Below are 12,430 nucleotides of genomic sequence, written 5' to 3'. Positions count from 1 at the left end.
AATACACGGTTATTATATCACAAAGATAATCAAATGTCACTCTTTATCTTCAAAAAAATTTTTTATGCCGGTTTTTATCCCGACGAATGAGTCCTGTCAATAAAAAAATAATTGATTTTTGACGTTATAGGTGATATAATTATACAGAGTTTTGCTCTCAGGAGGTTAAATAATGAAAATAGGATTTGATAATAATCAATACCTTGAGACGCAGTCGCAGCACATCCGCGACAGAATCGCCAAATTCGGCGGCAAGCTGTATCTTGAATTCGGCGGCAAGCTCTTTGACGACTATCACGCCTCAAGGGTACTTCCCGGGTTTAAGCCCGACTCAAAGCTGCAGATGCTCATGCAGCTCAAGGACGACGCTGAAATCGTCATCGTTATCAACGCCGACGATATTGAAAAAAACAAGGTTCGCGGCGATTTGGGTATTACATACGATCTTGACGTGTTCAGGCTGATCGACCTGTTCAAAAGCCGCGGTCTGTGCGTCAATTCCGTTGTAATGACAAGATTCGCCGAGCAGCCCACAGCCGTTAAGTTCGAAAAACACCTGATAGACAACGGCATAAGCGTATATCATCACTACTCCATTCCCAACTACCCCACCGACGTCGATCTGATCGTCAGCGACGAGGGCTACGGCAAAAACGACTTTGTTGAAACCTCCAGAAAGCTGGTTGTCATCACGGCTCCGGGTCCCGGCTCCGGCAAAATGGCGGTATGTCTTTCGCAGCTCTACCACGAGCACAAGCACGGAGTCAAGGCGGGCTATGCGAAGTTTGAGACCTTCCCTATCTGGAACCTTCCGCTCAAGCACCCCGTAAACGTCGCGTATGAAGCCGCTACAGCCGATCTGAACGACGTCAACATGATCGACCCGTTCCACCTTGAGGCTTACGGAAAAACCACCGTTAACTATAACCGCGACATCGAGATCTTCCCCGTACTCAACACGATGTTCGAGCAGATTCTCGGCGAGTCGCCCTACAAATCCCCGACGGATATGGGCGTAAATATGGCGGGCAACTGCATTATCGACGACAAGGTCGTCTGCGACGCGGCAAACCAGGAGATCATCCGCCGTTATTACGCCGCTCTCTGCAGCCACACAAAGGGCGTAGGCGCTGTCGACGAGGCTTACAAAATCGGCTTGCTGATGAAGCAGAACAAGCTGTCTACCTCTGACCGCAGGGTCGTTGCCGCGGCTCTTGACAAGGCTGACGCCACAGGCGCTCCGGCTGCCGCTATCGAGCTTGACGACGGCAGGATCCTCACCGGCAAGACGACAAATCTTCTCGGCGCATGCGCGGCAATGCTGCTCAATGCCCTCAAGTCGCTCGCGAAAATCCCCAAAGAGGTCGATATCATCGACGCTGCTGTAATCGAGCCTATCCAGAAGCTTAAGGTCGAGAGCTTCGGTTCAAATAACCCGAGACTCCACACCGACGAGATATTAATCGCACTTTCGATGTCGGCTGTCACCAACCCGACGGCAAAGCTCGCGATGGCTCAGCTTCCAAAGCTGCGCGACACCGAGGCTCACGCTACCGTTATCCTTTCCGAAACAGATACCCGCACGCTGAAAAAGCTCGGGGTTCGTCTGACAACAGAGCCTGCCTACGAAACAGACAGACTCTACAGAAAATAAATATATTGGAGGTAAGTATGAACAGCACCAACAACAACCAAACTAAGACCAAAGAAAAACAGTCGTTTTTCAGGTCAAACCCCGTTCTCAACCGTCTGAACAAGGTTGAAGAGAGAGCCGGATATAACGAGAAAGCTGCGGGCTACGGCAGAATCACGATCAAAACCGCGTTCTTTCTGCTGATGACCGTCGCGGGAATGATGGTGTATCTCGTAATGAACGCGTCGATCTTCGCAAATCAGCCTCAGACTCTCGCATTTACCTACAAGGGCTTTGAAGTAAGCACCTCTGTCATGCAGCTCGGATTTTTCATCGGCGCGAGCATTCTCGCTATCATCACCCAGATCATTTCCGCGTTCGCAAGACCGATTATCCCCGTTACCGGCACTATTTACTCCTTCTGTCAGGGCTTCCTGATTTCGTTTATCGTTTTCACGGTAATCAAGGGCTATGAGTACCTCGGACTTCTCGCCCTCGTGATTACAATCGCTATCGTCCTGACAATGGGCATTCTCTACTCCGCAAAAATCATCAAGGTGACAAAGAAGTTCAGAATGATTATGCTCACATTGTTCATCACAATGGTCAGCGTTTCAATTCTCAGCTTCCTCGGATATCTCATTCCCTTCACAAGACCCTTTGTCGCGAGCATTCTCGGCAACTTCTGGATCTCCCTCGGACTCACGATCATCTCGATCATCATCGCGAGCCTGTTCCTGATTACGGACTTTGCAACTATCGACCACGTTGTTACAAACCAGCTCCCCTCAAAGTATGAATGGTCGGCAGCCTTCGGTCTCGCCTTCACCGTTCTCTGGATCTACGTAAAAATCCTCGACCTTCTCATTCAGATCGTCGGTCACGGCAAAAATTAAATATTTTACACGGCTGTCGTCAGTTTTGGCGGCAGCCTTTAATTTTTTATATAATTCTATTTTCTTATTTCAAACCTGATTTTTTATGCTATACTATAGGTTGAAAAAGATATAGGAAGTTGATATAATGTCGATATCGATAAATCTCGGAGCGTGGCGCTCCGTTTTTGCTGTGCCCTCAAAGGTTGTCGACGAGGGACTTAAATTCTCCGACGGCGTAAAGCTCAAGGTGCTGCTCTATGTGCTGCGCAACGCCGACAGAGAGCTTGATAACAGTGACATCTCAGCGTGCACCGGCGTTAACGTGACGGACATTCCCGAAGCGCTTGATTACTGGGTAAACATGGGAATCCTGCAAAAGAGCGATCAGGTTTATTCACCCGTTGATAATTCCAAAGAAGAATTATCCGTACCAAAGCCGGAACCCGTCCGTGAAGTTATGACCGAAGAACCTGCCATTGAGAAAACAGAGCCTGAAAAGCCGCGCTTCACGGTGACAAAGCCGCAAAAGCCCGACTATGTGTTTACCGTTCAGCGATTGGCTGATGACGAGGAGCTGAAAATCCTTGTAAGCGAAGCACAGACAGCCCTCGGCAAGGTGCTGTCGAACGCGGATATCTCTACCCTGCTGATGCTCAAGGACACCTGCGGTCTGCCGCTGGACGTTATCCTCATGCTCATTCAGTACGCGATAAGCATTGACAAGGGCAACATGAGGACGATCGAGCGCATCGGCGTCTCGTGGGCAAACGACGGCGTGGGCTCGGTTGAGGAAGCCGACAACAAAATCCGTCTCGCGACTCAGCGAACCAAGTGTTACACCATTGTCGCCTCGGCGTTCGGTCTGAAAAACGCCGGCTCGCCCAGCAAAAAGCAGCTCGATTATTGCAGCACCTGGGTCACGGAATGGAAATTCCCGCCTGAAATGCTCAGGGAAGCTTACGAGCGCTGCGTTGACTCAAAGGGCGAGATGAAATTCAACTACATCGACGGCATCCTGAAGCGGTGGCACAACAGCGGCATTCAAAACAAAACCGACCTCGCGGAATTTGAAAGCTCCAAAAAGAAACAGGAGCCTGCCGCGCAGACAAGCTCATACGACATAGACGAGCTTGAAGAAATCAACAGACTTGACGACTACGAATAACGGGAGTTTGCCATGGGATACAGTGTAAAAATTCAAAAAGCAGCGGCGGACAGGCTGTCTCAGAGAAGGCTCACAGCAAAACGCGAGTCGGATTTCAGGCGCGAGGAGATATTCGCAAAGCTCCCCAAAGCCGCCGAGCTTGAAAAAGGAATAGCCGACAGCGGAATAAAAGCCGCGCGAGCTGTCGTTTCGGGCGGTAATGTCACAGAGGTGCTTGAAGGCCTTAAACGCCAGAACCTCGCGATGCAGGAGGAGCTTGAGAGGATTCTTGTTTCAAACGGCTATCCGGCAGACGCTCTTGAACCGCAATACAGCTGCAAGCGCTGCTCGGACACCGGCTATTACGACGAAAACGGCAGGACGCTGATGTGCAGCTGTCTTAAACAAGCGCTGACCGAATGCGCCTGCGAGGAGCTTAACCGCCACGCGCCGCTCAAGCTCTCGACCTTTGAAAGCTTCAACGTCGACCTCTACCCCGACGAAACCGACTCCAACGGAGTCAATCCTCACAGGCACATGGAGCGCGTTGTGCGCTACTGCACGGGCTACGCCGGCAGCTTTACTCCCGAATCAAAAAGTCTGCTGATGTGCGGGGCGACAGGTCTGGGCAAGACACACCTCTCGCTCGCGATTGCAAACGAGGTCATCAAGAGAGGCTACGGCGTGATCTATGTGTCCGCTCCCGCGATTATCGCCCACTATGAGAGTCAGATGCGCAGCCGCAGCGATACCGACGAGCTGCTCGATATGGCGACAGACTGCGACCTGCTGATTATCGACGACCTCGGCTCGGAATTTATTAATCAGTTCTCAGTCTCACATATCTATAACCTGATTAATTCGCGCCTGCTCTCGCGCAAGCCCGTGATCATCAACACCAACCTGACTATGCGCGAACTTGAGAAGTCGTATTCCTACAGACTGGTATCGCGGCTGAACGGAGAAGCCGAAAAACTTAATTTCTTCGGCAAGGATATCCGTATCGCCAAAAAAAGAAATAATTAATTTAAAAATACCCTTGACAAACGAGTCAAAATACGCTATAATAATTGACGTTGCATACGGGATGCAAACAACTTAGCGGAATGGTGTAACGGTAGCACGACAGACTCTGACTCTGTTTGTTGGGGTTCGAATCCCTATTCCGCTGCCAAGAGCCTCGAGTTTCTCGAGGCTGTTTTTTTCGAGGTGTAGCGCAGTTTGGTAGCGCACATCGTTCGGGACGATGGGGTCGCAAGTTCGAATCTTGTCACCTCGACCATTAGAGACGGTTTTTTAACCGTCTCTTTTCTTTTGCAAAATTACGCGAAAATGCTGAAAATCGGCTTAAACATTGAGGTTTTGAGCACTGCCACAATCAAGTTGAGAAAACTTGAAGAAAAGAAACTAACACGTCATAAACAGTCACATAAACAGTCATTTTATCTGTCAGTTATTTAGAGCCGTAAAATCACAAGAAATCCTGAAAAACGCAGTCGAGTATGAAGAAGTCTGTCATGCTTGGCTGTTTTTATTATATGTGCAATTTAGGTACCTATGTGATCTAACAACGAGCATAGTCGTTTCAATGTTTATCTGGATACACAAAGATTCTTTCGGAAAATCATGGCTCTTTGGTTTTTGAAAAACACATAACTTGTTTTTATCGGGTGTGGTTTTTCATGTTTGCACGTGAATATTCGCTAAAATATATTGAAACGTCAAAAACAATATGTTATATTCAAACAAACATTGATATTTGGTGTTTTCAAACTAATTCTAAATAGAGGGCGTGATGGTTGTGGAACCAAATATGGCAAAATACGAAGCTTATAAAACTATGCACGAGGATTTGAAAAGGCGATCAGGGCGGGCTTTTATTATCAGGCGATATTCATAGAATACGCGATCGCCGAGGATCGCTGCCGCTCAGCGCTGGTTTGCGCAAGGGTCAAGTGCATCAATAGCAGAGGACAAGAGTTAAAGCTATCCGCAAAAATCAACAAGCTCAAAAGCGACTCTGCTTTCACGGCAAAATATCCCCGTTCGCGCCTGACTTTGGAGCTTTTGGACGAGCTGTACACATGGAAGCAGGATCGTGACGCTTTGGTGCACAACCTTGCAAACATACCGTATAACGACAACGCAGTGCGCGAGGCAGCTGAACGCGGAAAAAAGCTGATCGATACTTTGTCTAATCGCGTAAAAAGCGTGAACAATTATTACAAAAAGCTTTATGCGGAACAAGAAAAAGCAAATGATTGAGGAGGTCTTTGCGAATGAAAAAAGCAATATCGATTTTATTGTGTTTGTGCTTGGCATTGAGCGTATTTACGGTCGTTCCGTTTGCGGCTTCGGCTGCGGAGGTGACAGAGGAATCCGTCGGCGCAACAAGCGGAACTACCGTCGACTGCACATGGGCGCTTGACGATAACGATACCCTCACCATCAGCGGTTACGGCGCGATGGGGGATTATTCATCCCAAAAACTCAACGGTACATGGATTACTACTGCGCCGTGGGGAGCTAATATCAAAACCGTTATCATTGAAGACGGCGTGACGTATATCGGGAGTTATGCGTTTTACGGCTGCACCGGCTTGACAAGCGTCACGATTCCCGACAGCGTGACGAGTATCGGCAGTAATTCGTTTTACGGCTGCACCGGCTTGACAAGCATCACCATTCCCGATAGCTTAGCGAATATCGAAGGTGATGCGTTTAACAATAGGGCATGGTACAACAATCAGCCGGATGGCATGGTTTACGCCGGAAGGGTTGCCTACAAATATAAGGGAACGATGCCCGACAACACTTCTATTATCATTCGAGACGGCACAAAAGGAATTGCAGGTTCTGCGTTTGAGCGCTGCACCGGCTTGACAAGCGTCATCATTCCCGACAGCGTGACAAGCATCGGATTTGGCTCTTTGGGTTATAATTGGGGTCGCAAAAAAATAGACGGCTTGACAATTTACGGCGTTCCGGGCAGTGCCGCAGAACAGTATGCGAATGATAACGGTTTTACTTTTATTGAATATGTGGATGCAGCGATTGGCGATATGACCGGCGACGGCAAAGTGAATGTGCGTGACGTAACCGCTATGCAGCGCCATCTTGCCGGTCTTGAAGAACTGACAGACGACCGTCTCGCCTTAGCCGACGTCAACACCGATGGCAAGGTGACGATTGACGACGTGACACTGCTGCAACGATATTTGGCTGAATTTGATGTAACAATAGGATAAGCGTTTGCGCAAATTCGCAGACCGAAACGGCGGACAGACAGATTTTTGTCTGTCCGCTGTAAATTGTTTTCTGATAACCACTTGAAAAAGAAATATAGTTGTGGTATAAAAGCTTATTTGTGCAGAGAGTCACAAATTTGATTCCCTACGCGGTGCCAAAAATGCGGATGTAGCTCATCTGGTAGAGCGCCACCTTGCCAAGGTGGAGGTATCGGGTTCGAGCCCCGTCATCCGCTCCATATTTTTGCTGTATTTATTTAGCGCAGAAAAGTCCGATTTTGTCGGGCTTTTTTTGTGCAAAACCGCCAAAACTATGGCTGTAATTTTGTATTGCGCAATTGTTGCAATGGAGCAGGAACAGTGCTATAATTGTGGTGTTATATAATATATCTACAAGGAGGTCTGTTTATGAAAAAGCTATTCAAACAATCACTGGCCGTTTTGCTTTCGGCAACGCTGTTGCTGACGGCGGCTCCGTTTGCGTCATCGGCGGCGGAGATGGCGCCGCAGGAAGAGAGCGTCGGGGCGGAAAGCGGCAAAACGGGCGACTGCACATGGACGCTTGATAATACCGGCACGCTCACCATCAGCGGTAATGGTGCAATGAAGGATTATAAAGCTTATTACCCTGATTCTCTTTTTGATACATCGCCGTGGGGGCCGAGGGGAGGATTAACTGTCAAAAAAGTTGTCATAGGGGACGGCGTGACGCGTATCGGCAATTATGCGTTTACAGGCTGCACCGGCTTGACAAGCGTCACGATTGGCAACAGCGTGACGAGTATCGACAGATCTGCGTTTTCCGGCTGTACCGGCTTGACAAGCGTCACGATTCCCGACAGCGTGACGAGTATCGGCTATGAGGCGTTTTCCAGCTGCACCGGCTTGACAAGCGTCACGATTGGCAACAGCGTGACGAGTATCGGCGAATTTGCGTTTTCCCGCTGCACGGGCTTGACAGGCGTCACGATTCCCGACAGCGTGACGACTATCGACAGGGTGGCGTTTAGCTTCTGCACCGGCTTGACAAGCGTCACGATTGGCAACAGCGTGACGAGTATCGGCGATTTGGCGTTTAGGGGCTGCACCGGCTTGACAAACGTCACGATACCCGACAGCGTGACGAGTATCGGCGAGGAGGCGTTTGTCGGCACAACATGGTACAACAATCAGCCGGATGGCATGATTTACGCCGGAAGGGTTGCCTACCAATATAAGGGAACGATGCCCGACAACACTTCTATTATCATTCGAGACGGCACAAAAGGAATTGCAGGTTCTGCGTTTTACAAATGCACCGGCTTGACAAGCGTCACGATACCCGACAGCGTGACGAGTATCGGCGATGAGGCGTTTAGGGGCTGCACCGGCTTGACAAGCGTCAGCATTCCCGACAGCGTGACGAGTATCGGCTATGCAGCGTTTTACGGTTGCACCGGCTTGACAAGCGTCACGATACCCGACAGCGTGACGCGTATCGGCTATCAAACGTTTTTCGGCTGCACCGGCTTGACAAGCGTCACGATACCCGACAGCGTGACGAGTATCGGCGGTTATGCGTTTGACAATACGGCATGGTACAACAATCAGCCGGATGGCATGGTTTACGCCGGAAGGGTTGCCTACCAATATAAGGGAACGATGCCCGACAACACTTCTATTATCATTCGAGACGGCACAAAAGAAATTGCATTTGCTGCGTTTAGGGCCCGCACCGGCTTGACAAGCGTCACGATACCCGACAGCGTGACGAGTATCGACGCTGATGCGTTTTACTACTGCACCGGCTTGACAAGCGTCACGATACCCGACAGCGTGACGAGTATCAGCGATCAAGCGTTTTCCCGCTGCACCGGCTTGACAAGCGTCACGATACCCGACAGCGTGACGAGTATCGGCTATGAAGCGTTTTCCCGCTGCACCGGCTTGACAAGTATCTCCGTTGATTCTGACAACAGTGTCTATGACAGCCGCAACAACTGTAACGCTATTATTGAAACAGCTACTAATACGTTGATATGCGGTTGCAAGTCAACCGTAATTCCCGATAGCGTGACGAGTATCGGCGATTCGGCGTTTTACGGCTGCACCGGCTTGACAAGCGTCACGATTCCCGACAGCGTGACGAGTATCGGCTATGAAGCGTTTTCCCGCTGCACCGGCTTGACAAGCGTCAGCATTCCCGACAGTGTGACGAGTATCGGCACTTATGCGTTTTACAACTGCACCGGCTTGACAAGCGTCACTATTCCCGACAGCGTGACGAGTATCGGCAGTTATGCGTTTGAGGGCTGCACCGGCTTGACAAGCGTCATCATTCCCGACAGCGTGACAAGCATCGGAAATCGCTCTTTTGGTTATGTTGGGAACTTCGAAGATAAAATAGACGGCTTTACAATTTACGGCGTTCCGGGCAGCGCCGCAGAACAGTATGCGAATGATAACGGTTTTACATTTATTGAATGGGAGGATGCGATGATCGGTGATGTGACCGGTGACGGAAATATCACTATTTCCGACGTAACTGCCATTCAGTGCCACGTTGCAGAGCTTGAATTGCTCACAGAAGAACAGCTCTCAGCAGCAGACACTAACGGTGACGGCGAAATCAATATCGCCGATGCGACACATCTGCAAATGTATCTCGCAGAATACGATGTTGTATTAGGCAAGCAAAACTGAACCACATACGCGAATCCCCTACACTTGACAGCTCTGCCAAGTGTAGGGGATTTTTCACGTCATCAAAAATACTTCTCCGTAATCCTATCCGTGACCTCTTTCATCCTCTGCCGATTATCCTGAATCAGCGCGTTCAAGTCATCGTCAACCGGCTTCTGCTGTTCGCGGTAATTGCTGACAGAATCCCTGATGACAGCGGCGCACTGCTCCTGCTCTGCTTCAAAGGCTTGCATATCGGATTGCTCGATGCGCATTAAGGTAAGTTTGCGTTTAAGTTGGCGGACATAGGCATTGTAGCTGTCGATCAGGTTGCGGTAAACGTCCTGTTTGCGGGTTTCGCGCAGGTTGCGGTTGTACTCCAACAGCTTGATGTGCTGACATTCTTCGCGTCCACAGTAAACTCTATCGGAGGTGTGGAAATACTTTCTTCCGCAATTGATACAGCGGTACAGCTTGATATTGCTGTTCTTGATCTGCCAAGCGAAGAAATAAACAAACGGCTCAATACTGCTATCCAAATTCATATAAAGGCGGTTTTCGCCGTCCTCGATTCTCGCGGTATATCCTGCGTTTGCGGTCATCGACTGATCTATTTCACACTCAAAATCCTGTGCGATATACTGCTTGAATTTATCTATCGTTTTCTTCTGCTTCTGACATAGATTGGTCAGGGCTTTTTTTGCCCTCTTGATATTGGTATTAAAGAAAGCGGTCGCAATAATAACCGGGTCCCACGACAATAGCCTGTCCCTTTGCGCCCAATACTCGGTTTCAAGGATGTTTATCAGAATCAAGGCTAAGGAGTTGTTCACATATTTGCTTCTGTATTCTGCCAGCTCCTTTTCGCAGGCAGGATATTTTTGTTTGCCGAAATCCAAGTAATACTGCAATCTCTCGCAAATTGTCTGTAAGTCTGTGAAAAAAGAACGATTCATTTCTTCCGTCATGGTGAGGACGTCATCAAAGCTGATAGAAGAATATTGCTCGGTTTCTCCAATCATATTGCCCTTTCTGTCGATTGGATAATGGATAAACCGTATTTGCTTGTTAGTGCGGTCAATATAGAAAAAAATTTTTTTCATCTTGAAAAAACTCCTTCCGTGATTCTATATTATCTGAACTTTCGTTAAGAGTATATCATATCATCTCAAAACTGTCAACGCAGGATTCAAAACTGTAATAATATCAATCGTATCACGCAGTTACAAGTATTGACAAATAATTATGCGTGTGTTAGTATAATGATACCGTCACACGCAGGAAGTTTAGAAAAGACGGAATTCAATCGTGAAAGGAGAAGAACCATTGAGCAAAAATCAATTAACTGGAGGTGCTAAACGCTTATTCGGAGTCTTGATTTCCAACAGAGGAAGCTGCGTCAGCTTCGCTGATAATTTTAATGATTTGTTCGTTATTCTCTTTCTTCTGTCGGGTCTCAAAGCTCAACACAGTCGGTTTATCATTTGTTATATCTGAACCCGCTGTACTTTATTTTACGGATAGCGAGGTACGCCAATGGCAAGCCATTGACACCTCGTTGGGGGCGACCCCCAAGCCCCCAAGGAAGGAGGCGAAAGCCATTTGAAAAGAACACGGTCACATCAGGTGTCGTTTCGCCTGAACTATAAAGAATACGCACTGCTGCAAAGGAAGCTTGCAGCGAGCGGAAAGTCGCTGACAGAATTCTTTATCGAAACCATCAGCAAAGGAAAAGTAATTGTTATCAGCGATTATATTCCTCTGCTGTCGGAATTGAAACGGCAGGGCGTGAATCTCAATCAGCTTGCACGGCGAGCTAATCAATTCTCACCGTTGACTGAGCAAGAACTTTTAACTACCCTGCAACAATGTCAGAATACATATAGGCGGCTCTATGAGCTGTCGAAAAAGATAGGAGCGTGAGGACATGCCCTTATTCAAAGGCTGCGGCTGCAAAGCCAAGCCAGCAAAAGCGATCGACTACATCACCGATGAAAAGAAGGCTGCAATCGTTACTTCCTACGCACTTGATGACAACCGCGATTATGCGCGGCAATTCGCCGAAACAGCGCAGTTGTTTCACAAGGCACAGAGGTTTGATAGTAGGAAGTATTATCACTTCAAGCACAGTTTTGACCCGAAGGATAATATTACTCCCGAAGAAGCCCACCGCTTGACGGAGGAGCTGGCGCAGCAGGCGTTTCCCGATAATGAATATATCATTGCCACGCATACGGACAAACACCACGTCCACTGTCACATCATCGTGAACAGCGTGTCGTTTGTAAACGGGAAAATGCTGCACTACAACAACAGTGACTACACCAAGCTGAAAGACTTATCGAACGAGATCGCCGCGAAATACGGTTACTCTACGCTGGATTTCAGAAAGCCGTCGACTGATCGCATCAAGAGCGAAGAACGGCGCGTTGTTCTGAAAGGCGGCACTTCATGGAAAGAAGAGCTGCGAGAGGTAATTGCGGAAGCGGTCAAACTCTGTAACAACATGGATGAGTTTGAAAAACACCTCAACAAATACGGCGTGACGATCGCACGCAACACTGCAAAAACGATCAGCTTTTTGCACCCCAATAAAAAGAAGCCAATTCGCGGCAACAAGCTCGGAAAGGCGTACACAAAGGAGGCGATAATACATGAGTTTACAGAATCGAGAAACAGGCGAGTACGCGCCGCCACGGGAACAAGTAAATCTACCGCAACAGCAATTGCAGGAGAAAACTCCGGCAGAAATAGTTACCGAGTATGTCCGACAAGACATCGCCGTTACGAAGAAGATGAGAGAAAGCGTAGACAAGCTTATGATGAGCAACGAACTGCTCAGGCAAAGCCTCGGAAACGAATTAGG

General features: G+C 48.5%; 10 protein-coding genes and 3 tRNA genes. 12 read left to right on the top strand and 1 reads right to left on the bottom strand.

Annotated features, from left to right (window positions below):
* Nucleotides 1-172 precede the first annotated feature (172 nt).
* The 10 genes from KQI64_RS03240 to KQI64_RS03195 all read left to right on the top strand — a co-directional run bounded on the left by KQI64_RS03240 (nt 173) and on the right by KQI64_RS03195 (nt 9,585).
* Nucleotides 173-1,654: a DUF1846 domain-containing protein gene (locus KQI64_RS03240; RefSeq protein ID WP_216523310.1), complete on the top strand. Its 1,482-nt coding sequence runs from the start codon at nt 173-175 to the stop codon at nt 1,652-1,654.
* Nucleotides 1,655-1,671: 17 nt separating this feature from the next.
* Nucleotides 1,672-2,529, top strand: a complete 858-nt coding sequence (locus KQI64_RS03235) for a Bax inhibitor-1/YccA family membrane protein (RefSeq protein WP_216523309.1) — start codon at nt 1,672-1,674, stop codon at nt 2,527-2,529.
* A gap of 127 nt (nt 2,530-2,656) precedes the next feature.
* Nucleotides 2,657-3,676 (top strand): DnaD domain protein, encoded by a 1,020-nt coding sequence (locus KQI64_RS03230; RefSeq protein ID WP_216523308.1) that lies wholly within the window; start codon nt 2,657-2,659, stop codon nt 3,674-3,676.
* A 12-nt stretch (nt 3,677-3,688) separates the two neighbouring features.
* Nucleotides 3,689-4,681: an ATP-binding protein gene (locus tag KQI64_RS03225; RefSeq protein ID WP_216523307.1), complete on the top strand. Its 993-nt coding sequence runs from the start codon at nt 3,689-3,691 to the stop codon at nt 4,679-4,681.
* Between the two features lie 74 nt (nt 4,682-4,755).
* A tRNA-Gln gene (locus tag KQI64_RS03220) sits at nt 4,756-4,829 on the top strand.
* Between the two features lie 31 nt (nt 4,830-4,860).
* Nucleotides 4,861-4,937 (top strand) — tRNA-Pro (locus KQI64_RS03215).
* A gap of 785 nt (nt 4,938-5,722) precedes the next feature.
* Complete coding sequence (locus tag KQI64_RS03210) at nt 5,723-5,920, top strand: hypothetical protein (RefSeq protein ID WP_216523306.1); 198 nt, start codon at nt 5,723-5,725, stop codon at nt 5,918-5,920.
* Between the two features lie 14 nt (nt 5,921-5,934).
* Complete coding sequence (locus KQI64_RS03205) at nt 5,935-6,903, top strand: leucine-rich repeat protein (RefSeq protein ID WP_216523305.1); 969 nt, start codon at nt 5,935-5,937, stop codon at nt 6,901-6,903.
* Nucleotides 6,904-7,066: 163 nt separating this feature from the next.
* Nucleotides 7,067-7,142, top strand: a tRNA-Gly gene (locus tag KQI64_RS03200).
* 169 nt (nt 7,143-7,311) lie between these two features.
* Nucleotides 7,312-9,585 (top strand): leucine-rich repeat protein, encoded by a 2,274-nt coding sequence (locus KQI64_RS03195; protein WP_216523304.1) that lies wholly within the window; start codon nt 7,312-7,314, stop codon nt 9,583-9,585.
* Nucleotides 9,586-9,647: 62 nt separating this feature from the next.
* Here KQI64_RS03195 and KQI64_RS03190 read toward each other — a convergent pair whose 3' ends face one another.
* A complete protein-coding gene (locus tag KQI64_RS03190; protein ID WP_092966812.1) occupies nt 9,648-10,667 on the bottom strand; it encodes a hypothetical protein in 1,020 nt (339 codons plus the stop codon).
* 499 nt (nt 10,668-11,166) lie between these two features.
* On the opposite strand from KQI64_RS03190, the gene KQI64_RS03185 reads away from it, so the two are divergent.
* Nucleotides 11,167-11,487: a plasmid mobilization protein gene (locus KQI64_RS03185; RefSeq protein ID WP_216523303.1), complete on the top strand. Its 321-nt coding sequence runs from the start codon at nt 11,167-11,169 to the stop codon at nt 11,485-11,487.
* 4 nt (nt 11,488-11,491) lie between these two features.
* A partial coding sequence (locus KQI64_RS03180; protein ID WP_216523302.1) for a relaxase/mobilization nuclease domain-containing protein occupies nt 11,492-12,430 on the top strand: 939 nt, incomplete at its 3' end.

It is taken from the genome of Lachnoclostridium sp. MSJ-17 (genome assembly GCF_018918205.1).
Lineage (GTDB): Bacteria > Bacillota > Clostridia > Oscillospirales > Acutalibacteraceae > Ruminococcoides.
This window is presented reverse-complemented; position numbering and strand designations above follow the sequence as displayed.

Bases quoted from the DNA above. Each gene is read 5' to 3' on its own strand.
- KQI64_RS03195 (WP_216523304.1), top strand. From the start codon at position 7,312: ATGAAAAAGCTATTCAAACAATCACTGGCCGTTTTGCTTTCGGCAACG.
- KQI64_RS03225 (WP_216523307.1), top strand. From the start codon at position 3,689: ATGGGATACAGTGTAAAAATTCAAAAAGCAGCGGCGGACAGGCTGTCT.
- KQI64_RS03205 (WP_216523305.1), top strand. From the start codon at position 5,935: ATGAAAAAAGCAATATCGATTTTATTGTGTTTGTGCTTGGCATTGAGC.
- KQI64_RS03240 (WP_216523310.1), top strand. From the start codon at position 173: ATGAAAATAGGATTTGATAATAATCAATACCTTGAGACGCAGTCGCAG.
- KQI64_RS03190 (WP_092966812.1), bottom strand. From the start codon at position 10,667: ATGAAAAAAATTTTTTTCTATATTGACCGCACTAACAAGCAAATACGG.
- KQI64_RS03230 (WP_216523308.1), top strand. From the start codon at position 2,657: ATGTCGATATCGATAAATCTCGGAGCGTGGCGCTCCGTTTTTGCTGTG.
- KQI64_RS03235 (WP_216523309.1), top strand. From the start codon at position 1,672: ATGAACAGCACCAACAACAACCAAACTAAGACCAAAGAAAAACAGTCG.